The organism is Nocardioides sp. zg-1308 (assembly GCF_013155375.1).
GTDB lineage: Bacteria > Actinomycetota > Actinomycetes > Propionibacteriales > Nocardioidaceae > Nocardioides > Nocardioides renjunii.
Map to the genome: position 1 here is coordinate 703,879 of NZ_JABJQY010000004.1, position 22,339 is coordinate 726,217.

Annotated in this window: 19 protein-coding genes; 10 read left to right on the top strand and 9 right to left on the bottom strand. The window is 72.8% G+C overall.

Annotated elements, in window-relative coordinates; genetic code table 11:
• Positions 1–35: 35 nt before the first annotated feature.
• From HN031_RS18060 to HN031_RS18085, 6 genes are all read right to left on the bottom strand, one after another.
• Entirely contained in the window at positions 36–1,007 is a 972-nt protein-coding gene (locus HN031_RS18060; RefSeq protein ID WP_172273384.1) for an acetylxylan esterase, read from the bottom strand.
• The gene (locus tag HN031_RS18065) at positions 1,007–3,298 is read right to left on the bottom strand and encodes a beta-glucosidase (RefSeq protein WP_172273387.1); all 2,292 of its coding nucleotides are present in this window, start codon (positions 3,296–3,298) and stop codon (positions 1,007–1,009) included. The genes HN031_RS18060 and HN031_RS18065 overlap by 1 nt, the downstream gene beginning before the upstream one ends.
• Complete coding sequence (locus HN031_RS18070; protein WP_367650813.1) at positions 3,295–4,356, bottom strand: LacI family DNA-binding transcriptional regulator; 1,062 nt, start codon at positions 4,354–4,356, stop codon at positions 3,295–3,297. The genes HN031_RS18065 and HN031_RS18070 overlap by 4 nt, the downstream gene beginning before the upstream one ends.
• A gap of 61 nt (positions 4,357–4,417) precedes the next feature.
• Positions 4,418–5,260, bottom strand: coding sequence for a carbohydrate ABC transporter permease (locus tag HN031_RS18075; protein WP_172273390.1), 843 nt, complete (start codon positions 5,258–5,260; stop codon positions 4,418–4,420).
• Positions 5,257–6,237 carry a carbohydrate ABC transporter permease gene (locus tag HN031_RS18080; RefSeq protein ID WP_172273393.1) on the bottom strand — a complete coding sequence of 327 codons (981 nt, stop codon included), beginning with the start codon at positions 6,235–6,237 and terminating at the stop codon, positions 5,257–5,259. The genes HN031_RS18075 and HN031_RS18080 overlap by 4 nt, the downstream gene beginning before the upstream one ends.
• Positions 6,238–6,245: 8 nt before the next feature.
• Positions 6,246–7,535 carry an ABC transporter substrate-binding protein gene (locus HN031_RS18085; protein WP_172273396.1) on the bottom strand — a complete coding sequence of 430 codons (1,290 nt, stop codon included), beginning with the start codon at positions 7,533–7,535 and terminating at the stop codon, positions 6,246–6,248.
• A gap of 158 nt (positions 7,536–7,693) precedes the next feature.
• On the opposite strand from HN031_RS18085, the gene HN031_RS18090 reads away from it, so the two are divergent.
• Together HN031_RS18090 and HN031_RS18095 are read left to right on the top strand one after the other, a co-directional pair.
• Entirely contained in the window at positions 7,694–8,998 is a 1,305-nt protein-coding gene (locus tag HN031_RS18090) for an endo-1,4-beta-xylanase (RefSeq protein WP_172273399.1), read from the top strand.
• Positions 8,995–10,521 carry an alpha-N-arabinofuranosidase gene (locus HN031_RS18095; RefSeq protein ID WP_367650814.1) on the top strand — a complete coding sequence of 509 codons (1,527 nt, stop codon included), beginning with the start codon at positions 8,995–8,997 and terminating at the stop codon, positions 10,519–10,521. The genes HN031_RS18090 and HN031_RS18095 overlap by 4 nt, the downstream gene beginning before the upstream one ends.
• 13 nt (positions 10,522–10,534) lie before the next feature.
• Here HN031_RS18095 and HN031_RS18100 read toward each other — a convergent pair whose 3' ends face one another.
• On the bottom strand, positions 10,535–11,155 hold the full coding sequence (locus HN031_RS18100; protein ID WP_172273402.1) for a hypothetical protein: 621 nt from the start codon (positions 11,153–11,155) through the stop codon (positions 10,535–10,537).
• 32 nt (positions 11,156–11,187) lie between these two features.
• On the bottom strand, positions 11,188–11,487 hold the full coding sequence (locus HN031_RS18105) for a hypothetical protein (RefSeq protein WP_216652533.1): 300 nt from the start codon (positions 11,485–11,487) through the stop codon (positions 11,188–11,190).
• A 495-nt stretch (positions 11,488–11,982) separates the two neighbouring features.
• Here HN031_RS18105 and HN031_RS18110 point away from each other — a divergent pair, with 495 nt between their 5' ends.
• The 8 genes from HN031_RS18110 to HN031_RS18145 all read left to right on the top strand — a co-directional run bounded on the left by HN031_RS18110 (position 11,983) and on the right by HN031_RS18145 (position 20,535).
• A complete protein-coding gene (locus HN031_RS18110; RefSeq protein WP_172273405.1) occupies positions 11,983–13,416 on the top strand; it encodes an HNH endonuclease signature motif containing protein in 1,434 nt (477 codons plus the stop codon).
• 371 nt (positions 13,417–13,787) lie between these two features.
• The gene (locus HN031_RS18115; RefSeq protein WP_172273407.1) at positions 13,788–14,303 is read left to right on the top strand and encodes a hypothetical protein; all 516 of its coding nucleotides are present in this window, start codon (positions 13,788–13,790) and stop codon (positions 14,301–14,303) included.
• Between the two features lie 63 nt (positions 14,304–14,366).
• The gene (locus HN031_RS18120; protein ID WP_172273409.1) at positions 14,367–14,543 is read left to right on the top strand and encodes a hypothetical protein; all 177 of its coding nucleotides are present in this window, start codon (positions 14,367–14,369) and stop codon (positions 14,541–14,543) included.
• Positions 14,544–14,553: 10 nt separating this feature from the next.
• A complete protein-coding gene (locus HN031_RS18125; protein WP_172273411.1) occupies positions 14,554–15,777 on the top strand; it encodes an acetyl-CoA C-acetyltransferase in 1,224 nt (407 codons plus the stop codon).
• Between the two features lie 76 nt (positions 15,778–15,853).
• On the top strand, positions 15,854–16,579 hold the full coding sequence (locus HN031_RS18130) for a transporter substrate-binding domain-containing protein (protein ID WP_172273413.1): 726 nt from the start codon (positions 15,854–15,856) through the stop codon (positions 16,577–16,579).
• 102 nt (positions 16,580–16,681) lie between these two features.
• Positions 16,682–17,386: a GAF and ANTAR domain-containing protein gene (locus HN031_RS18135; RefSeq protein ID WP_172273415.1), complete on the top strand. Its 705-nt coding sequence runs from the start codon at positions 16,682–16,684 to the stop codon at positions 17,384–17,386.
• Between the two features lie 45 nt (positions 17,387–17,431).
• Entirely contained in the window at positions 17,432–18,997 is a 1,566-nt protein-coding gene (locus HN031_RS18140; protein WP_172273417.1) for a peptide chain release factor 3, read from the top strand.
• A gap of 65 nt (positions 18,998–19,062) precedes the next feature.
• Positions 19,063–20,535 (top strand): YdiU family protein, encoded by a 1,473-nt coding sequence (locus HN031_RS18145; protein ID WP_367650815.1) that lies wholly within the window; start codon positions 19,063–19,065, stop codon positions 20,533–20,535.
• A gap of 176 nt (positions 20,536–20,711) precedes the next feature.
• On the opposite strand, the gene HN031_RS18150 is transcribed toward HN031_RS18145, so the two are convergent.
• A complete protein-coding gene (locus HN031_RS18150; RefSeq protein ID WP_172273419.1) occupies positions 20,712–22,322 on the bottom strand; it encodes an amidohydrolase in 1,611 nt (536 codons plus the stop codon).
• Positions 22,323–22,339 lie beyond the last annotated feature (17 nt).

Genomic DNA, 22,339 nt, shown 5'->3' on the forward strand with positions numbered 1-22,339 from the left:
CCGATGCTCGCAGACGGTCGGCGCCCTGTCGTCGCTCAGAGGGCTGGGGCCAGGGTCGTGGCCAGCCACTCGAGCTGGCGCGAGCGCTGGAACGCCTCGCCGCCCTCGTGCCCGTTGAACTCGTAGACCTCGATGTCCTTGGGACCGGCGTAGGCGTTGTAGGCGGCGAACACGGTGGTGGGCGGGCAGACCTGGTCCATCATCGCCACGGAGAACAGGGCCGGGGCGGTCGCGAGCCGGGCCAGCACCGCACCGTCGAAGTAGGCCAGCGTGGCGAAGGCCTGCTCGACCCGGTCGCGGTGCGCGGCGAGGTAGCGGACCAGCTCGAGGTAGGGGTCGGACTGCGCGATCGCTGCCGCGCGCCGCACGTCGCACAGGAACGGGACGTCGCACAGGACGGCGGCCACCGCGTCGGGGACGAGGGCGGCGACGGCCAGCGCCAGCGCGCCGCCCTGGCTGGCGCCCGCGGCGACCACCCGCCGCGCATCGACTGCCGGGTGCCCGCGAAGCACCTCCACGGCCCGGCACGCGTCGGCGTACGCGCGTCGGTAGTAGTAGGTCTCGGGCGCCTCGATGCCGCGGGTGAGGAACCCCGGCTGGGAGGGGCCGCTCGGGCCGGGGTCGGCCGTCGCGCCGGTCGTCCAGCCGCTCCCCTGCCCGCGCGTGTCGACGACGAGGTGTGCGAAACCGGCCGTCGCCCAGAAGACGTGCTCGTGCACGAGGCCGCGTCCGCCGTTGTAGCCCTGGAGCTGGACGACACCGGGCAGCCGGCCGGACACGAGGGGCGCGGCGGGCAGGTGCAGCCACGCCCGCACCGGCGCGCCGCCGTGGCCGGTGAAGGTCACGTCGTGGGAGTCCACGCCGAGCAGGCCGTTGTCGACCGGCTCGGTGCGGACCTCCACCGGCTCCTCGTCGAGGGTGTCGGCCCAGAACCGGGCGAGGTCGTCCGGTGCGGGCAGGTCGGGGTGGTGGGCCCGGGCCTGCTCCAGCGGCCAGTCGACCTGCATCAGGGCGTCTCGATCGCCACCGTCGGCTCGAGCACGCGCTCGGCGCCCACCTGCCGCGCGGACCCCGTGAGGTCCAGGGCGACCGTGCCGCGGATGTCGGCGCTCGAGGCACCGACCCACAGCTCGACCGCGCCGGGCTCCACGATGCGCACCAGGTCGCGCCCGGTGAACGAGGTGAGGTCGGCGTGCAGCCCGATGGTGACGCGCCGGGCGGCGCCCGGGGGCAGGTCGACGCGGGCGGCCGCGACGAGCTGCTGGACGGGCCGGACGACCGAGGCGGCAACGTCGTGGAGGTAGACCTGCACCACGTCGCTCACCGGGCGGTCGGTGTCGTTGCGCAGCTCCACGGAGACCTCGGCGGTGCCCTCGACGTCCCAGGTGGTGCCGCCGGCCGAGGTGACCGGCCCCCAGGTCGGGCTCGCGTAGGAGAGCCCGTGGCCGAACGGGAACAGCGGGGTCGGGTCGACCACGCTCACCTCGCTGCGCTGCCCGAGGGTGGGCGCGAGGTAGGTCGACGGCTGGGTCGAGCCGGCGCCAGGGAAGCTCACCGGCAGGCGTCCCGACGGGTCCACCCGGCCGGTGAGGACGTCCGCGACGGCGCGGGCGCCCTCCTCGCCCGGGAAGAACCCGCAGACCAGGCCAGCGAGCCGGTCGGCCTGCCGGCTGAGGTCGTAGGGCCGGCCGACGAGCAACACGGCCACGACGGGGGTGCCGGTCGCGAGCAACGCCTCGAGCAGCTCCTCCTGGCGTCCGGGCAGGCGGAGGTCGGCCACGTCGCAGCCCTCCCCCGAGGTGCCGTTGCCGAAGAGGCCCGCCTGGTCGCCGAGGACGACCACGCACACGTCGGCCTCCGCGGCCACCGCGACCGCCTCCTCGATCTGGCTGTCGTCGCCGCCCAGCACGGGGCAGCCGAGCGCGTGGGTGACGTCGTGCGAGGCGGCCAGCGCCTCGCGCACCGTCGCGATGTCGACACCGCGCTCGATGCCGTCGTAGTGCACCAGCACGTGCATCGGGAAGGAGTAGCACCCCAGCATCGCCTCGAACGTGTCGGCGCGGGGGCCGACGACGGCGAGCCTGGCGTCGGGCCGCAGCGGCAGCGTGCCGTCGTTGCTGAGCAGGACGACCGAGCGACGCGCGAGCTCGAGCGCCACCTCCCGCGACTCGGGGTCGTCGAGGTCGAGCGACTTGGACGACTCGACGGGTCGCCACCCGGGATCGAGCAGCCCGAGCTCGCACTTCTGGCGCAGCACCCGGAAGAGCGCCCGGTCGACGAGCTTCTCGTCGACCTTGCCGGCGACCACCGCGGCGAGCAGCGGGTCGGCGTACGCGTTGGGCGAGGGCAGCTCCACGTCGATGCCCGCCTCCAGCGCGAGGCCGGCGGCGTCCTGGTCGGTCTCGGCGACGTGGTGCAGGGTGCACAGGAACGCGATGGAGAAGTAGTCGGCCACGACCGTCCCGTCGAAGCCGAGGGTGTCGCGCAGCAGCGTGGTGAGCAGGGCCCGGTCGGACGCCGCCGGCACCCCGTCGGTGTCGGTGTAGGAGTTCATCACCGAGCGGGCTCCGGCGCGCAGCGCCATCTCGAACGGCGGCAGGATGACGTCGGCGAGCTCGCGGGGCCCCATCCCGACGGGGGCGTGGTTGCGGGCCGCGCGGGAGGCGGAGTAGCCGGCGAAGTGCTTGAGCGTGGAGACCACGCCGGCGCTCTCCAGGCCGCGGACGTAGGCCGCGCCGGTCGTGCCGACCCAGAACGGGTCCTCACCCATCGTCTCCTCGACGCGTCCCCAGCGCAGGTCGCGGACCACGTCGAGCACCGGCGCGAGGCCCTGGTGCACGCCGAGGCTGCGCATCGTCGCCCCGATCCGGGCACCCATCCGCTCCACGAGCGCAGGGTCGAAGGACGAGGCCCAGCACAGCGGCGAGGGGTAGACGGTGGCCCGCCAGGCGGCGAGGCCCGTGAGGCACTCCTCGTGGACCTGGGCCGGGATGCCGAAGCGGTTGGCCGCGACGACCTGGCGCTGCCGCTCGGCCAGCGCGCGCACGCCCTCCGCGGGCTCGACGGGCTCGGTGCCGAAGGGGCGGGTCAGCTGGCCGAGGCCGTCGGCGATGACCTCCTCCCACGGGAGCACCGGTCCCATCGCGTCGCGGAGCATCGGCGCCATGTCGCCCACGGTCGGGTCGACGCCCCAGACCCCGGACAGCTGGGCGACCTTCTCCTCCAGCGTCATCCGGGACACCAGGTCCGAGACCCGCTCGGCCACCTCGGCCGTCGGGTCCTGCCACACCTCGCTCATGAGGCGCCGCCCGGAGCTGCCGTGGATCGGCGCACCACCAGCGTGGTGTCCAGGCTGACGTGCACCTCCTCCACCACGTGGTCGCCGGTGATCAGCGTGACGAGCATCGATATCGCTTCCCTTCCCATCTGCCGGATCGGCTGCTGCACCGTCGTGAGAGGCGGGTGCGCGAGCGCGGACTCCGGGATGTTGTCGAAGCCCACCACCGACAGGCGGCCGGGCACGTCGATGTCCAGCTCCGCGGCGGCCTCCAGGGTGGCCAGGGCGGAGAGGTCGTTGGCCGCGAAGATCGCGGTGGGCGGATCGGCCAGCTCCAGCAGGGAGCGGGCTGCGGCGCGGGCGGGCTCGGGCTCGAAGGCACCGGCCGCGAGGAGCTGCTCGTCGACCGCGATCCCCGCGGCGGCGTGCGAGTCGCGGTAGCCCTGCTCGCGCAGCTGCGCCGAGACCAGGTCGGGGCGGCCGGTGACCATGCCGATGCGGCGGTGCCCGAGCGCGATCAGGTGGTCGACCCCGAGCCGCGCGCCGCCGAGGTTGTCGGCGGTGACGGTGGGCAGGTCGGATGGTCCGGTGTGCGGGTCGACCGCGACGATCGGTCCTTCGTACTGCACCTCGGTGATGGTCGGCGTGACGAGCACTGCCCCGTCGACCAGGGTGCCCATGACGCGGGACAGGTAGCGGCGCTCCCACCCGACGTGGGCGTCGACCCGGCCGCCGGCGGAGTAGGCGACGAGCTCGTAGCCCGTGCTGCGGATCGCGTCGGCGGCGCCCTTGAGCACCTCGGTGCTGAACGGCTCGAAGTCCGCGACCAGCACGCCGATCACGTTCGTACGCCGGTTGCGCAGGCTGCGCGCGACCAGGCTGGCCTCGTAGCCGAGCCGCTCGATGACCTCGGTGACGACCCGCGAGGTCTCGCTCGCCACGCCGTAGCGGTCGTTGATGACCTTGGAGACGGTCGAGACCGACACCCCGGCCTCCGCCGCCACCTGCTGCATGGTCACCCGCCCCATGCCGCGGCGCGCGTCACCGTGCACCGGCACCGCCGTGTCCGTCGGTTCCACGATGCGCTCCTTCACCCGTGACACCCCGCCTCTCCCGTCAGCATCCGCCATCAGCGTGCCCTCAGCCCTTGACCGCGCCCTGGAGGCCGTTGACGATCCGGCCCTGCAGCGCGAGGAACAGGATCAGTGCGGGGATCATGGCGATGGTGGTGAACGCCAGGACGCCCGCGGTGTCGGCCGAGAACTCGGTGGAGTAGTCGGCGACCCCGAGGGGCAGGGTACGCATCTCGTCGCGCAGCAGCAGCAGGGGAAGCAGGTAGGAGTTCCACGAGGCGACGAAGGCCAGGACCCCCACGGTGATCATCCCGGGCACCGACAGCGGCAGCACGATGCGCCAGAACACGCTCACCCGCGAGGCGCCGTCGATGAGCGCCGCCTCCTCGAGCTCCTTGGGCAGCGCCATCAGGAACGGCCGCAGGATCACGACCGTCATCGGCAGCGCGAACGCAGCCTGCGGCAGCGCGACGCCCCACCAGGTGTTGCCGAGCTGGAGGTTGCGCGTGATGAGGATGAAGAGCGGGATGATCGCCACCGCGAGCGGGAAGAGCAGCCCGAGCACGAAGACCATGAAGAGGGGCTCACGGAAGCGGAACCGGTAGCGGGCGAGGGGATAGGCCGCCATCACGCCGCACAGGACGGTGACCACGGTCGTGATCACTGCGATCGCCGTCGAGTTGAGGGCATAGGTCCAGAAGCCGCTGTTGCTGAAGACGTTCTCGTAGTTGGTGCCGACCCACGGGTCGGGCAGGCCGGCCGGGTCCCGCGCCAGCTGCTCGTTGCTGCGGAAGCCGCCGAGCGCGCCGTACACCACCGGCCCGAGGGTGAGCGCGGCCACGATCGCAGCCAGCCCGTAGACCAGCGGTCCCCCGCCGCCGAACCTCTGCGTCCCCGTCCCGGTCGTCATCGTGCCTCCTGGCTGTCGCGGCGCAGGACGAGAGCCTGGTAGAGCACGGCCATCACGAGCGCGATGACGAACAGCACGACCGACGCGGCGCCGGCGATGCCGTAGTTGCCCCGGGAGGTGCCCTGGTTGATGAGGTACGTCGCCATCGTGGTCGTCGCGTTGGCGGGGCCGCCACCGGTCAGCACCCACACGATGTCGAAGAGCTGGATGGAGCCGATCATCGAGAGGAACGCCCAGGTCCGGATCGTGGGCCCCAGCAGCGGGACGGCGATCTGCCACTGGGTCTGCCACCACGAGGCGCCGTCGATCTGCGCGGACTCGTAGAGCTCCTGCGGGATGTTCTGCAGACCGGCGAGGAAGAGCAGCACGGCCAGCCCGACGTACTTCCACGTCAGCACCACGAACACCGTCCACAACGTGATGTCGGGGCTGCCGAGGAAACCCTGCTCCGGCGGGGTCAGGCCGACGGCTCCGACGAGGGTGTCCACGAGGCCGTAGCCGGGCTGCAGCAGCTGGAACCAGATGACGCCGGCGATGACCTCGGCCACCACGTACGGCACGAAGACCACGGTCCGCAGCACGCCGCGGAACCGGATGTTGCGGTTGAGCAGGAGGGCCAGGCCCAGGCCGATCGGGAGCTGGACCGCGATCGAGGCCACCACGATCGTGAAGTTGTGCCCGACGGCACCGGTGAAGACGTCGTCGCCGAGCACCAGGCTGTAGTTCTGCCAGCCGACGAAGTCGTCCATCGGGCCGAAGCCCTTCCATCGGTACAACGACATCCGCACGGCGGAGACCACCGGCCAGACGATGAAGATCGACATCAGGACGAGCGCCGGGGCCACGAAGAGCAGCACCTCGAGGCGCTGACCCCATCCGAGGCGCGGCGGCCGGGCGGCCGCCCGGCGCGACGTCGCGCGGCGGGCGGCCCCCTCCTCCGGTCGAGTTGCCACCATCGTGGCGCCCTGATCGGTCATGCTCGTGATCACATCTCCTGGTCGGCAGCCTGCTGCGTGGCCTCGACGACGTCCTCCGGGCTCGCCTGACCGGCGAAGAGGAGCGCGATCTCGTCGTTCATCGCGCCACCGACGGACGTGCCGAAGGCGGTGTCGAAGTAGAGCTGGATGTAGGGCGACTCGTCGCGCACGCTGAGCAGCTCGGCGAGCGCCGGGTCGCTCACGGCACCGCCCGCGGCCGGATTGGTCGGCAGGCCCATGTCGTTCTCGGCGAAGCCGGTCTGCACCTCGTCCGAGAGCAGCGTCCTCACCAGGTCGACGGCCTCGTCGGGCGCGCCCTCTGCGACGGCCCACGCGTCACCACCGCCGAGCTGTGCCGTCGGGTCACCCGCGCCGCCCTCGACCTCGGGGAACGGGAACCAACCCGTGTCCTCCCCCAGGCCCTTGCCGTCGTCGGTGAGTCCCTGCATGACGCCCGGCTCCCAGTGACCCGCCAGCTCCATGGCGACCTTGTCGGTCGCGAGCAGGCCGGAGGCGGAGGTCGCTCCCTCCTGCGCGGGCGTGGTGAGGAAACCGGGGTTGAACGGCTCCGCCGCGATGACGTCCTCGAGCGCCGCACCCGCCTCGACGAAGCACGGGTCCGAGAAGTCGAGGCTGGTCACGGCACCCTCCAGGACGTCCTGGGGGCAGGTGCGCAGGGCGGTGTAGTACCAGTAGTGGGCAGCGGGCCACTTGTCACCGGCACCGACCGAGACGGGCGTGATGTCGGCGGCCTTGAGCTGGTCGACCACGTCGTAGAACTCGTCCATGGTGGTCGGCGGCGCCTCGATGCCGGCCTCCTCGAAGAGCGCCTTGTTGTACCAGAAGCCGACGACGCCCACCGAGAACGGCAGGGCGTAGGTCTTGCCGTCCACCTGCCAGCCGGCGACGTTGCCGCCGAGCTTGGAGATCTCCTCGGACGCCGCCTCCGAGAGGTCCTTCGTCAACCCCGCCTCGACGTGGTCGGCGAGCTCGCCGCCGCCGCGCTCCATGTAGACGTCCGGCACGTCGCCGCTCTGGAACGCCGCCTCGAGCTTGCTGACCATGTCCTCGTGCGCCATGGCGCTGACCTTGACGTCGATGCCGGGGTTCTCGGCCTCGAAGTCCTTGGCGACCTGCTCGTAGTAGCCCTTGCCCGGCTCGTTGTTGGAGTTGTGCCACCAGGTGATCGTGTTGGCGTCGCCGTCGCCTGAGGCGCTGTCGTCGCCACCGCAGGCCGCTGTCATCAACGTGACGGCGCAGAGAGCGGCGAGTCCCGCCACTCGGGTGCTCCTAGGCATCGAGATCCTCCTTCATCCGCGCCACGCCGGAGTGACGTGGACCACACTGGATGACCCTGAACGACGGTTCTACCCCTTGTCAATCGTTATCGATAACGTTTTACATCGATCCGTTCCCGTGATGTCCTTCACACGTCCCGCCCCTCGCTGGAGGTCCCATGCCCTCGCTCGACCCGGTTCAGAGCCCGCGCGACGTCGACTCGCACAGTCCCCTGGACCACCGCGTGCTGCGCGCCGACGTGACCGTACGACGCAGCGACGGCACGCCGCTCGCCGGCACCGACGTGGTCGTCGAGCAGCAGCGGCACGCGTTCGCGTTCGGCAACATCGGCTTCGACTTCGTCGGCCTCGCCAATGGCGAGACGACGGCGGCAGGCAACGTCTTCGGTGGCGCGGAGCCGGACGCCGCCGCGCGGCTCGTGGACCTGTGGCTGGACGTGTTCAACACCGCCACGCTGCCCTTCTACTGGCAGGGGTTCGAGCCCGTGCGGGGCGAGCCGCAGACCGAGCGGCTCCTCGTCACCGCCCGCTGGCTGCAGGAGCGCGGCGTCGCGACGAAGGGCCACCCGCTGGTGTGGCACACGCTGGCGCCGACCTGGCTCGACGAGCTCCCGGACGCCGAGGTCGAGGAGGCGGTCCGCGCGCGGGTCCGCCGGGAGGTGTCGGCCTTCGACGGGCTCGTGCCGACGTGGGACGTGATCAACGAGGTCGTGATCATGCCGGTCTTCGACAACGAGGAGACGACCAACGCCGTCACGCGGCTGTGCCGCAGCCGAGGCCGCCTGGCGACGATCCGGCTGGCGTTCGACGAGGCCCGGACGGCCGACCCGCGGGCCACCCTCGTCCTCAACGACTTCGACATGTCGACCGCCTACGAGTGCCTGATCGAGGGCGTGCTCGAGGCCGGGATCGCGATCGACGCGATCGGCCTCCAGAGCCACATGCACCAGGGCTACTGGGGCGAGGACCGCACGCTCGCCGTCCTCGACCGGTTCGCGCGCTACGGCCTGCCGCTCCACCTCAGCGAGACCACCCTGGTGTCCGGCGACACGATGCCGGCCCACATCGAGGACCTCAACGACTTCCAGCCGGAGCACTGGCCCTCCACCGCCGAGGGCGAGGAGCGGCAGGCCGACGAGATCGTCCGGCACTACCGCACGCTGCTGTCCCACCCCTCCGTCGCCGCGGTGACCTACTGGGGCATCACCGACGCGGGGGCGTGGCTCGGGGCGCCGTCGGGCCTCGTCCGCGCCGACGGCACCCCGAAGCCGGCGTACGACGCCCTGCGCAGGCTGGTGAAGGAGGAGTGGTGGCTGGCCCCGACCTACGCGCGCACCGACGAGCGCGGCAGCGTCGTCCTGCACGGCTGGGCGGGCACCTACTCGGTGACCACCCCTGACGGCACAGCGACGGTGGAGCTCTCGGCCGACCGGCCGGACCTCGAGGTGGTGGTGGACCGGTGAGCAGCGGGCAGGCCCGGCTGGTCGTCGACCTCGAGCGCCCCGGCGTCCCCGTCGACCGGCGCCTGTTCGGTGCCTTCGTCGAGCACGTGGGCCGCGCGATCCACACCGGCGTCCACGAGCCCGGCCACCCGAGCGCCGACGCGCGCGGCTTCCGCACCGACGTCGTCGAGCTGGTGCGCGAGCTGGGCGTGAGCGCCGTTCGCTACCCCGGTGGCAACTTCGTGTCCGGCTACCGGTGGGAGGACGGGGTGGGACCGCGGGAGTCACGCCCCACGCGGCTGGACCTGGCCTGGCACTCCACCGAGACCAACGAGGTCGGCCTCCATGAGTTCGCCGAGTGGCTCGAGGAGGTCGGGAGCGACCTGGTGCTGGCGCTCAACCTCGGCACTCGCGGGACGCTCGAGGCACTCGACCTGCTCGAGTACGCCAACGTCGCCGGCGGCACGACCCGCACGGACGAGCGGGCGCGCAACGGCCGCCCGCACCCGTTCGGCGTACGCACGTGGTGCCTGGGCAACGAGATGGACGGGCCCTGGCAGCTGGGGCACCGCTCCGCCGACGACTACGGCAAGCTCGCCGCGCAGACCGCGCGCGCCATGCGGCTCCTCGACCCGGACCTCGAGCTGGTGCTGTGCGGGTCCTCGAGCCGCGACATGCCGACCTTCGGCGAGTGGGAGCGCACCGTGCTGACCCACGCCTACGACGAGGTCGACCTCATCTCCTGCCACGCCTACTACGAGGAGCGCGACGGCGACCTCGCGAGCTTCCTCGCCTCGGCCGTCGACATGGACGCCTTCATCGACTCGGTCGTCGCGACGATCGACCACGTCCGCGCCGTGAAGGGCAGCGAGCACCGCGTCGACATCTCCTTCGACGAGTGGAACGTCTGGTACCTCTCCCGCTTCCAGGCGGAGGAGCGGATCACCTCGCTCGACCACTGGCCGCGGGCGCCGCGCCTGCTCGAGGACGTCTACACGGTGGCGGACGCCGTCGTGGTGGGGAGCCTGCTCATCTCGCTGCTGCGCCACGCGGACCGGGTCAGGAGCGCCTCGCTGGCCCAGCTCGTCAACGCCATCGCCCCCGTCATGACCGAGCCGGGCGGTCCGGCCTGGCGGCAGACCACGTTCTTCCCGTTCGCGCTCACGTCCCGCCACGCCCGCGGGTCGAGCCTGCCCGTGCGGATCGAGTGCGACGAGCAGGAGACCGCGCGCCACGGCGTGGTCCCGCTCGTGGACGCCGCCGCCACGCGGGACGAGGACGGCACAGTCAGCCTCTTCGTCGTGAACCGCTCGCAGTCCGGGCCCGTGGAGCTCGACGTCGTCGTCGCCGGCGGGCGGGCGTTCGCAAGGGGCCACGCCCGGACCCTGCACGACGACGACCACCACGCGGTGAACACGCTCGCCGACCCGACCCGGGTCGGGGTGCGCGACAACAGCACCCTCCGCGTCGACGGCGACGCGATCACGCTGACCCTGCCGCCCGTGTCGTGGTCGGTCGTCGTCCTCGAGCCGGGACCGGCCTAGCGGACCCGTGCCGTCACGGCTGGCGGAAGTAGCGCGGCGGCCGGTCGGCGGGTCGGGCACCGCAGGCGACCCACGCCTCGAGCGCCTCGCGGTCGCGGGCCCACATCTCGTCGAGCAGGTGCTGGCGGGTGACCACCAGCGCCAGCCGCCGGCCGGGGTGCGTGACACCGTCCAACGCCCGCGACGTGTGGCACCAGGCGTGGGTCAGCTCGGAGTCGGTCAGGTGCGCGACGCCGCTCGGCGTGACCGCCGCCGGGTCCGGTGCGGCCGGGTTCCACCCGACCCGCTGCAGCCGGCTGCGTCGTCGTACGGCGTCACGCACCGGCGGCGCGGTGACCACCAGCCCGGCCACGAGCAGCAGGCCGAGCCCGAGGTGCAGGGACGCGAGGACGTAGGCCAGCAGGAGCAGCGACGTGGCGGAGGCGGACGACCGGACGACCGACACGCACGTCCCGAGCACGCCCCCGGTGGTCCGGTGCTCGACGCGCACCAGCACGTGCGCGAGCGTCACGATGCAGGTGACCGGGATGGCCACCGCCACCAGCCGCAACGGCCCCCACGTGACCAGCGCGGCGCACACCCCCACGCTCCCCAGCGCGAGGGTGCCGTTCAGCCAGGACGACCACCGATGCACGACACGGCCCCGTTCTCACTCGCCGCTCGTGGTCACTCGCCGCTCTTCGTCACCCCGAACATCAACACGCGACGGTCGATGTCGTAGAAGACGCTCTTCGTGTTGCGCAGGGTGTCCTGCAGGTTGTCGGCGTCCTCCGCCGTGACGGTGAGGACCTCCTCCCACGCTCCCTCGTCCAGCACCAGCTGGAGCGTCCAGGTGCCGCTCTGGCCGCCCTCCCCGGCGGTCCAGGAGAACTGGTAGTGGCTGAGCTGCCGCACCCGGAGGCTGTCGTCGGTCATCCGGACGCCTCCCTCGGCGCGCTTGTCGTTCCTGAGCCGGTTCGTCGCCATGACGGGGCCCTCCCTCTCGTCGTCTCGACCTCGTGGTCTCGGACCGATGCGGTACCCACCAGCGGGCACGGCACACGCGTTCACGACCGCAGGGGTGGGGGTGGGTGCCCGGGGGCTCGGCGGTCTCCTCGGTGGTCGAGTAGCCGAGGAACGAGGCGTATCGAGACCTCCCACGTCGCTGGTCGAGTAGCCGAGAAACGAGGCGTATCGAGACCTCACTGCTCTCGGTGGTCGAGTAGCCGAGCGAGGCGCGAGCGAGGCGTATCGAGACCTCACTGCTCTCGGTGGTCGAGTAGCCGAGCGAGGCACGAGCGAGGCGTATCGAGACCTCACTGCTCTCGGTGGTCGAGTAGCCGAGCGAGGCGCGAGCGAGGCGTATCGAGACCTCACTGCTCTCGGTGGTCGAGTAGCCGGGGAACGAGGCGTATCGAGACCCCTTCCACGGCGTTGTCCGAGCTCGCGCCGTTGTCGGTGGTCCACCGTAGAATCGAACACATGATCGAGACGCTGGCAGCGGCACCCGAGGCAGAGGTCGAGGACCTCTCGGCCTCCGCGCTGCTGGCACTCGCCCGCGACCGGAAGGCCGCTGAGGACCGCGCGGCAGCGGACGTGCTGGAGGTGGCCGCCCGGTGGGCGGACCTGCACCCGCCGGAGTCGATCCACACCGCCGCGGTCTTCGCCGACGGTGGCCGTTACGGCCTCGAGCACGAGGAGCCCATCGCCGGCGAGGGCTGTCCGGCGGTGGCGGAGTTCTGCATCGCCGAGCTCGGCACCGTCCTCGGCATCTCCTCCACGTCGGCGAAGCGGCTCATCGGCCATGCGCTCGAGCTGCGGCACCGCCTCCCACGCCTGTGGGCGCAGGTCCAGGCCGGTGCGGTGCCGGCGTGGCGGGCCCGCACGGTCGCGGAAGCCACGATCCACTCGACCGCGTCCCTCACGGTCGAAGCAGCGCGGTGGGTCGACGCCCAGGTCGCGGCCGTCGCCGGGCGGGTCGGTCCCGCGCAGCTGGACCGGTTGGTCGCGGAGACGATCAAGCGCCACCACCTCGACGCCCACGACCCCACGAGTGATCCGGAGGACGGCTACCTGTCGGTCGACCCGCGCCACGCCACCCTCCACTCCGAGGACGTGCACTACGCCGGCACCATGCGGTTCGAGGCCGAGCTCGACATCGCCGACGCCCTCGACCTGGACCGGGCCCTCGCCCACGGCGCGGGGACGCTGAAGGCACTCGGCTCGGCAGCACCCTTGGATTCCCGTCGCTCGCAAGCGCTGGGCGACCTGGCCCGGACCCAGACCGCGCTCGACCTCCACGCCCAAGGCTCGACCGCCGCCAGGAGCGAGGACGGCCTGCCCATCGCCCGGGAAGTCGTCCTGCACGCCCACTTCGACGCCAGCCTCGACGGGCTCGACCGGCTGGACACCGTGTTCGGTCCCACCGGCCGGATGGAGGAGGGCCAGCGGCTCGTCCTCCTCGAGCAGGTCAAGGACTGGTGCCGCGACTCCCGCACCAAGGTCACCGTCAAGCCGCTCATCGACCTGACCGCCGAGCTCACCTCACCCGGCTACGACATCCCCGACCGGATCCGCGAACAGGTGATCCTGCGCGACCGCACCTGCGTGTTCCCGTGGTGCACCCGCCCCGCCCGGGGCTGCGACATCGACCACGTCGTCCCGTACGACCACGACGCCGACGCCGAGGGCACTCCCCAGCCGGGGCCGACCGTGCCCTCGAACCTCGCACCGGAGTGCCGCTGGCACCACCGACTCAAGACCCACACAGCCTGGCGCTACGCCGTGACCGCGCCGGGTGTCTACGAGTGGACCAGCCCGCACGGCCACTGCTACCGACGCGACCACACCGGCACCACCCGCATCCCCGGTCCCGACTCGTCCGACCACGAGCCGGCTCCACCCGAGCGACCATGACCCCGCCCCACACCCCGCCGACCTGACCACGGCGGGGCCACCGGCACGTCCCGGCATCGGACGGCCGTCGCCCTGCTCGCCCAGGCTCCCCTGATGCGAGCCCCATCCCGTGCAGCCGCAGACACGATTCGCCTCGGTGCAAACAGGCCAAGCAGTGGCACGTGTACAGACCAGTCACCCCCGCCCCGAAGCACAGCTTCCTCCGCAGGCCACGTCGCACATCGAGCCCGCCGGCGGTGCGCCAGCCACGTCCTTGGACGCAGGAATGCCGCCCAGCCACCGCCCGGCGGAGCGCCAGGCACACCCGGCACCGGCCGCACAGAGGAGCGCCCCCACCGGCATGACCCCCGGCGACCCGGGTACGGCTGGGCATGATCCGACGGGTGGTGTGGCAGGGCCTGGTGGCCGGCGCGGTGGGCGCCGCGGCGATGACGGCCGGGGAGAAGCTCGAGCAGCGGCTCACCGGGCGGCCGGACTCGTACGTCCCGGCCCGGGTGCTGGCGAGGGTGACCGGTCTGCCCGAGCAGAGGAAGGATCGGGTCCTCAACCTGACGATGCACTACGGCCAGGCCGCGCTCGTCGGTGCGGTGCGGTCGCTGATGGCGCAGGCCGGGCTGCGGGGTCCGGTGTCGTCGGCCAAGTTCATGGTCGTGCGGCTCACCACCGACCAGGTCCTGGAGAACCTGACCGGGGTCGGCGCACCTCCGCAGACCTGGCCGCGCAAGGAGCTGGCCGTGGACCTGCTGCACAAGGCCGTGTACGCCTTCGCCACCGGCGTGGTCGCCGATGCGCTCGCCGCCAAGGACGGCCCCGGACCGGGTCTCCGGCACGCACGGCTGCGCCCCGGCCGCCACAGCGACGTGGGACCCCTCCCCCGCCACGAGTGAGGCGCCGCCCCCGCGGCAGTGGTGCACTCGAGGTGACCCGGTCGTCGACACGAGGAGGTCGCCGTGGTCGCCACGCTCGTCTTCCTCGTCGCCGCCGTCGGCATCAACGTCTTCACCTACGGCGGGGTCGGCTGGATCTACCTCAAGGACACGAACCGGGTCGATCCCCCGCGCCTCGAGCCGCCGGCACCAGCGCCGGCACTTCCCGCCCCCGCCGAGCCGGCCCGCGCGCTCGGATAGCGTCGGCCCCATGGTCGACATCGTGATCTGCGAGCCCGTCCGCACGCCCGTGGGCCGCTTCGGCGGCGCGCTCGCCCCGCTCTCCGCCACGGACCTCGCCGCGCAGACGCTGCGCGAGCTCGTCCGGCGTACGGGCCTGGGCGAGGGCGACGTCGACGACGTGGTCCTCGGCCACTCCTACCCCAGCGGCGAGCACCCCGCCATCGGCCGGATCGCCGCCCTCGACGCAGGCCTCGGCACCGGCGTGCCCGGCCTCCAGCTGGACCGCCGCTGCGGCTCCGGACTCCAGGCCGTGCTCCACGCCGCGGGGCAGGTCGCCAGCGGTGCCGCCACGGTGGTCGTGGCCGGTGGCGTCGAGTCGATGTCCAACGTCGAGCACTACGCCCTCGGCCTGCGCACCGGCGTCCGCAGCGGCGGCGTCGAGCTGGTGGACCGCCTCGACCGGGCCCGTGAGACCGCCGGCGGCAGGGACCACCCGGTCCCCGGCGGGATGCTCGAGACGGCGGAGAACCTGCGCCGCGACTACGGCATCTCCCGTGAGGAGCAGGACGAGCTCGCCGTCCGCTCGCAGCAGCGGGCCGGCGCGGCCCACGACGCGGGCAGGTTCGACGACGAGCTCGTGCCCGTCACCGTGCCGGGCCGCCGGGGACAGCCCGAGGTGGTGGTCGACCGCGACGAGCACCCCCGACCGAAGACCACCCTCGAGGAGCTCGCCGCCCTGCGGCCCGTGCGCCAGAAGGTCGACCCCGGGGCGACCGTCACCGCCGGCAACGCCAGCGGCCAGAACGACGGAGCAGCCATGTGCCTGGTCACCACACGCGAGGAAGCCGACCGCCGCGGCCTGCGCCCCCTCCTCGCGCTGAGGTCGTGGGCCGTCGCCGGCGTCGGCCCGGAGGTGATGGGCATCGGCCCGGTCCCCGCGACCGCCGCCGCCCTCGAGCGCGCCGGGCTCACCCTCGACGAGATCGACGTGATCGAGCTCAACGAGGCGTTCGCCGCGCAGGTGCTCGCGTGCCTGCGCGAGTGGAAGGTGGACCCGGGCGACGACCGCCTCAACCCGAACGGGTCCGGCATCTCCCTCGGCCACCCCGTCGGTGCGACCGGCGCCCGGATCCTCGCCACCCTCGCCCACGAGGTGCGCCGCCGCGAGGCGCGCTGGGGCCTCGAGACCATGTGCATCGGCGGCGGCCAGGGTCTCGCAGCGGTCTTCGAGCGCGTCCCGGACCACCAGTGACGACCCCCATGAGTCGCTGTGCTGCGTCCGCGCCGGACACCCCGGCTCCGGGTCGTCACCTCCGGACGTCGTCGCGATGAGACCCTCCGACGACGTCGTGCGCGACCTGGCGCCCACCGGGGTCCTGCGCGCCACGATCAACCTCGGCAACCCGGTGCTCGCCCACGGGACGCACGACGAACCGGGCGGCGTCACGGTCGCCATCGCCCGCGAGCTCGCCGCACGCCTCGACGTGCCGCTGGAGCTCCTCTGCTTCCACGCCGCGCGCGAGGCGTACGCCGCGATGGCGGGCGGCGAGGCGGACCTCACCTTCCTGGCCGTCGACCCAGCGCGGGAGGCGGAGGTCCGCTTCAGCCCGTCCTACCTCGCGATCGAGGGCGTCTACGTCACCCAACGTGGCCGAGGCCCCGCCTCGGCCGGCGAGGTCGACCGCACCGGCACCCGCGTCGGCGTGAAGGAGGGGTCGGCCTACGACCTGTTCCTCACCCGCACCCTCCGCGAGGCCGAGGTGGTGCGCGGCACCGACGGCATCGACGTCTACCTCGCCGAGCACCTCGACGTCGGCGCGGGCATTCGCCAGCCGGCCGTGGCGTTCGTCGCCCAGCACCCGACGCATCGCGTCCTCGAGCCCGCGTTCATGCAGATCCGACAGGCCGTCGGCATCCCGCGGGACCGGACGGACGCGGCCGCCCGGTTCGTCGCCGACACGGTCGGCAACCTGCTGGCGAGCGGGTTCGTGCACGACGCCCTGGCCGAGGCCGGGGAGGACCCCGGCCTGGCCGCCGCACCACCCGCACCGTGAGCCGCGCCACCGGGCACGTCGCGACGCACTGGTGCTTGGGTGGCAATGGCATCATGTGGCTGCCGAAGCACGGCGTTGTGCGCGAAGAGAGCCACCCGACTGATGGAACGAGACACCCTGGAGCCGCTCACGCGGGCCACCCAGGCGATGGCCAAGCACCGGACGCCCTCCGACGTGCTGCAGGAGATCGTCGAGCAGGCGGCCCGCTGCCTCCCGGAGTTCGAGCACGTCAGCGTCTCCCGCATCCGTGAGGACCGCCACCTCGAGACGCTCGCCGTGACGACGGACCTCGCCCGGCAGTTCGACCGCGTGCAGTCCGAGGCGCGCGGCGGGCCGTGCGTCGAGGCCGGCAAGCTGGACGAGGTCGTGCTCGTCAACGACGCACGCCACGAGCAGCGGTGGCCGGCCTACATCAGGCGAGCCCTTCCCCTGGGCCTGCGCTCGCAGCTCGGCATCATGCTCTTCAGCGACTCCCGGGGCGCCATCTGCCTCAACCTGCACTCGACCACGACCGAGCAAATCGACGGCGGGTCGGTCGGCGTGGCCGAGCACTTCGCCGTCCAGGCCGGCGCCGCGCTGGGGCACGTGGAGTCCGCGGACCAGCTGAAGACCGCCATCGGCACCCGCACGGTCATCGGCACGGCGATCGGGTTGCTGATGGAGCGCCACGGCATCGGCAAGGAGGCGGCGTTCAACTACCTGCTGCGGGACTCGAGCACGAGCAACCGCAAGATCCGCCTGGTCGCGCAGGAGCTCGTGCAGGACAAGGAGGACGCCGTCGCCCGCGAGCGTGACGACGATCGCTGAGCCGTGGGCTGGGGGTCGGCACGCCCCGACGGGTAGATTTCCCCGGTGCCCGACACCCGTCCCCGTCGTACGTTCGCCGTCATCAGCCACCCCGACGCCGGCAAGTCCACGTTGACCGAGGCGCTCGCGCTGCACGCGCGGGTGATCACCGAAGCCGGGGCCGTGCACGGCAAGGGCGACCGGCGCGCCACGGTGTCGGACTGGATGGCGATGGAGAAGGCGCGCGGGATCTCGATCACCTCCGCCGCCCTGCAGTTCGTCTACCGCGACCACGTGGTCAACCTCGTCGACACGCCCGGCCACAGCGACTTCTCCGAGGACACCTACCGGGTGCTGTCCGCGGTCGACTCCGCGGTGATGCTGGTCGACGCGGGCAAGGGGCTCGAGCCGCAGACCCTCAAGCTGTTCAAGGTGTGCGCGCTGCGCGGCATCCCGGTGATCACCGTGATCAACAAGTGGGACCGCCCCGGGCTCTCGGCCCTCGAGCTGATGGACCTGATCCAGGAGAAGATCAAGCTGCGGCCCACGCCCCTCACCTGGCCCGTCGGCGAGGCGGGCGACTTCCGCGGCGTCATCGACCGGCGCACGGGTGAGTTCGTGAAGTACACCCGCACCGCCGGCGGCGCGACCCGTGCGCCCGAGCGACGGATGGGCCCCGACGAGGTCGAGCCGGACGACGCCGCCACGTGGGCGGCGGCGGTCGAGGAGCACGAGCTGCTCGCCCTCGACGAGGCCGACCACGACCAGGAGCGCTTCCTGGCCGGCGAGACGACCCCCGTCATGTTCGCCTCGGCCCTGCAGAACTTCGGTGTCGCCCAGCTGCTCGACCTGCTGCTCGACCTGGCACCGGACCCGAGCCCGACCGAGGGCGTCGACGGCTCGGTCCGCAAGGTCGAGGACGACTTCAGCGCCTTCGTGTTCAAGGTGCAGTCGGGGATGAACAACGCCCACCGCGACCGCCTGGCCTACGCCCGGGTCGTCTCCGGGACGTTCGAGCGCGGCATGGTCGTCACCCACGCCACGACCGGGCGACCCTTCGCGACGAAGTTCGCCCAGGCGGTCTTCGGCCGCGAGACCACGTCGGTCGAGACCGCGCAGCCGGGCGACATCGTCGGCTTCGTCAACGCGCAGTCGTTGCGGGTCGGCGACACCGTCTACGTCGGCGACCCCATCGAGTACCCGCCGGTCCCCAGCTTCGCGCCCGAGCACTTCGTGACGGCCAGCGCCGGCGACATCGGTCGCTACAAGCAGTTCCGTCGCGGCATCGAGCAGCTCGACCAGGAGGGCGTGGTCCAGGTGCTGCGCTCGGACCTGCGCGGCGACCAGAACCCCGTCCTCGCCGCCGTCGGCCCCATGCAGTTCGAGGTCGTCGAGGACCGGATGACCCACGAGTTCAACTCCCCCATCCGGTTCTCGCGGCTCGACTACCAGGTCGCCCGGCGCACGGACGCCGCCGGCGCCGCGGCGCTCGCCGGCATCCGCGGCGTCGAGGTCCTCGAGCGCAGCGACGGCACGCGGCTGGCGCTGTTCGTGGACCAGTGGCGGGCCATGGTCACCGCGCGCGACAACCCCGACGTGATGCTCGAGGCCCTCCCCGCCGGCGGCAGCTGACCGGTCCCGACCCCGTCCCGCCCCGAGGGGTGGTCGGCTCAGGTCCGCGACGTATCGTCGACGGGGTGATCGAGGCACAGTCGACGACCCTGGCCACCATCTCGCTGGACGACCAGTTCGCGCGCGAGCTCCCCGAGCTCGCGATGCCGTGGCAGGGCCTCGAGGCGCCGCAGCCGCGGCTGCTCGTGCTCAACGAGCCGGCGACCGCGGACCTCGGCCTCGACCCGGCGTGGCTGCGGACCGACGACGGCCTCGGCCTGCTGACCGGCACCCGCGTCCCCGAGAGAGCGACCCCCGTCGCCCAGGCGTACGCCGGCCACCAGTTCGGCGGCTACTCCCCGCGGCTCGGCGACGGCAGGGCATTGCTGGTCGGGGAGCTGCGAGACCGCTCCGGCCGCGTGCGCGACCTGCACCTCAAGGGCTCGGGCCGAACGCCGTTCTCCCGTGGCGGCGACGGCCTGGCGGCCGTGGGTCCGATGCTGCGCGAGCACGTCGTCAGCGAGGCCATGCACGCCCTGGGCATCCCCACCACCCGCTCGCTCGCCGTCGTCGCGACCGGGCGCGAGGTGCACCGCGAGACCGTGCTCCCGGGAGCGGTGCTGGCGCGCGTGGCCAGCAGCCACCTGCGCGTCGGGACCTTCCAGTACGCCCGCTCCACCGGCGACCTCGACCTCCTGCGCCGCCTCGCCGACCACGCCATCGCTCGCCACCACCCGGTGGCCGCCGAGGCGGAGCAGCCGCACCTCGCCCTCTTCGAGGCAGTGGTGTCCGCCCAGGCCTCGCTGGTGGCGCAGTGGATGCTGGTCGGCTTCGTGCACGGGGTGATGAACACCGACAACACGACCATCTCCGGCGAGACGATCGACTACGGCCCGTGCGCCTTCCTCGACGTCTTCGACCCCGCCACCGTCTTCAGCTCCATCGACACCGGCGGGCGCTACGCCTACGGCAACCAGCCGGTCGTCGCCGAGTGGAACCTGGCCCGCTTCGCCGAGACCCTGCTGCCGCTCTTGGCGGACGAGCAGGACGACGCCGTCGCGATCGCCACCGAGTCGCTGGGCCGTTTCCGCGACCAGTACAGCGCCGCCTGGTCGTCGGGCATGCGCGCCAAGCTCGGCCTGTCCCCCGACACCGACGACGCGACGGCCTCGCCGCTGGTGACGGACCTCGTCACGCTCATGCAGGACAACCACGTCGACCACACGTCGTTCTTCCGCGGCCTGGGTGCGGCGGCACGCGGGAACGCCGAGCCGGCCCGCAGCCTCGTGCTCGACCTCGCCGGCTTCGACGCCTGGGCGGAGCGGTGGTCGGCACTGTCGCCCGACGCCGAGGCCATGGACCGCGTCAACCCCGTCTACATCCCCCGCAACCACCTCGTCGAGGAGTCGCTGACCGCGGCCACGGCGGGCGACCTCGCACCCCTCGAGCGCCTGCTCGAGGCGGTGTCCTCGCCCTACGACGAGCGCCCGGGGCTCGAGCAGCACGCCCTGCCCGCCCCCGAGTCCTTCGGCGCCTACACGACCTTCTGCGGCACCTGAGCCCCGCGCGCGCCCGTCACCGGCGGCTGCGCGGTGGTCCTGCTCCACCGGGCTGGGAGGAGGAGATCCAGTGGCACGCATGTCGATCACTTCCAGGACGCGGGTCCATCACGCCACTGCTCAACGTCGGCGGAGCAGTACCCCACCGGGGTCGCGGGACACACCCTGCTGACGAGTCACGCCTCGTGGACGCACGTCCCGTCGATCCAGGTGGAGCGGACCCGCGCGGCACCGATCTCGTGCCGTGCGGTGAACGGGTCGCGGTCCAGCACCACCAGGTCGGCCACCGCGCCGGGCGCGATCCTGCCGGCGTCGTCGCGGTGGTTCACCCAGGCCGACCCGCTCGTGTACGCCGCGAACGCCACCTCGACGTCGAGCGCCTGCTCCGGGTGGAACGGGTCCGTGCCGGCGGGACCCGGCTCGTCGTACGACGTCCGGTGCACGGCGGTGTGGATCGCCGCCAGCGGGTCGGGGGTGCTCACCGGCCAGTCGCTTCCGGCGACGAGCCGCGCGCCGGCGGCGTGCAGGTCGGCGAAGGGGTACTGCCGACGAGCCCGCTCCTCCCCGAGGAACGGGATGGTGAGCTCGGTCATCTGGTCGTCGTGGCAGGCCCAGAGCGCCTGGATGTTGGCCGCCACCCCGAGCGCCCCGAAGCGCGGGACATCGGCCGGGTGGACCAGCTGCAGGTGTGCGACGTGGTGCCGCCGCCGGGGGTCGGTGCCATCGAGCGCGTCGAGCGCCTCGCGCACCGCCCGGTCACCGAGGCCGTGGACGTGGACCTGGAACCCGTGTGCGTCGAGCGCTGCCACGTGCCCGCGCAGCTCGCGGGGGTCGACGAACGAGATCCCGGTGTTGCGCGTGGCGTGGCCGCACCGGTCGAGGTAGGGCTCGACGAGCGCCGCCGTGCCGTTCTCCGCCACGCCGTCCTGCATGATCTTCACCGCCGTCGCGGCGAACCGGCCGACCGAGTACGCCTCGCGCCGCGCCACCAGCTCCGCCACCTGCTCGGCGCCGCGCTCGCGGTCCCACCAGAGCGCCCCGACCACCGAGCCGGTGAGGTCGCCGCCCGCCGCCGCGCGGGCGTACGTCGGTCCGGCGTCGCGCATGCCGGAGTACGCCCCGATGATCGCGTCCTGCCAGCCGGTGACGCCGAGCGAGTGGAGGTGCCGCTGGCCCTCGAGGAGGGCGGCGTGGAGCTGCGCGTCGTCCGCCGGTGGCAGGACGCCCGCCAGCAGGTCCATGGCGCCCTCGTGGAGCATCCCGGTCGGCTGCCCGTGCTCGTCCCGCTCGATGCGGCCGTCGGCAGGGTCCGCGGTCGCCGCAGTGATGCCGGCCAGCTCGAGGGCCCGGGAGCTGACCCACATGCCGTGGTGGTCGCGGTTGGCGAGGGCCACGGGCCGCGGCCCGACCGCCTCGTCGAGGGCGGAGGCGGTCGGGAGCCCGCCCGGGAAGGCTGCCATCGCCCAGCCGCCGCCCTGCACCCACTCCTGGTCCGGGTGCGCGGCGGCATGGGCGGCGACGTGCGCCACGTAGGCGGCGGCGTCGGCCGGGAGCCCGCTCAGGTCGCAGCCGAGGCGTTCGAGCCCGCCCTGCACGGGATGGACGTGGGCGTCGGTGAAGCCGGGCAGCAGCAGGCCTCCGGCGACGTCGACGACCGCCGCCCCGGCGGGCGCGAGGTCCGGTCCGACCGCGACGACCCGGCCGGCGTCCACCACGACATCGCCGACGCGGCCGCGGTAGGACGTCCCGTCGAAGACGGCTGCGTTCGTGAAGACCGTCGTGCGCACGTCGCTCCCACCCTCCC

Coding starts and splice junctions, on each gene's coding strand:
- HN031_RS18130 (WP_172273413.1), top strand. CDS start 15,854: ATGAGACCCTCCGACGACGTCGTGCGCGACCTGGCGCCCACCGGGGTC.
- HN031_RS18090 (WP_172273399.1), top strand. CDS start 7,694: ATGCCCTCGCTCGACCCGGTTCAGAGCCCGCGCGACGTCGACTCGCAC.
- HN031_RS18115 (WP_172273407.1), top strand. CDS start 13,788: ATGATCCGACGGGTGGTGTGGCAGGGCCTGGTGGCCGGCGCGGTGGGC.
- HN031_RS18125 (WP_172273411.1), top strand. CDS start 14,554: ATGGTCGACATCGTGATCTGCGAGCCCGTCCGCACGCCCGTGGGCCGC.
- HN031_RS18075 (WP_172273390.1), bottom strand. CDS start 5,260: ATGACGACCGGGACGGGGACGCAGAGGTTCGGCGGCGGGGGACCGCTG.
- HN031_RS18060 (WP_172273384.1), bottom strand. CDS start 1,007: ATGCAGGTCGACTGGCCGCTGGAGCAGGCCCGGGCCCACCACCCCGAC.
- HN031_RS18080 (WP_172273393.1), bottom strand. CDS start 6,237: ATGACCGATCAGGGCGCCACGATGGTGGCAACTCGACCGGAGGAGGGG.
- HN031_RS18065 (WP_172273387.1), bottom strand. CDS start 3,298: ATGAGCGAGGTGTGGCAGGACCCGACGGCCGAGGTGGCCGAGCGGGTC.
- HN031_RS18110 (WP_172273405.1), top strand. CDS start 11,983: ATGATCGAGACGCTGGCAGCGGCACCCGAGGCAGAGGTCGAGGACCTC.
- HN031_RS18135 (WP_172273415.1), top strand. CDS start 16,682: ATGGAACGAGACACCCTGGAGCCGCTCACGCGGGCCACCCAGGCGATG.
- HN031_RS18085 (WP_172273396.1), bottom strand. CDS start 7,535: ATGCCTAGGAGCACCCGAGTGGCGGGACTCGCCGCTCTCTGCGCCGTC.
- HN031_RS18105 (WP_216652533.1), bottom strand. CDS start 11,487: ATGGCGACGAACCGGCTCAGGAACGACAAGCGCGCCGAGGGAGGCGTC.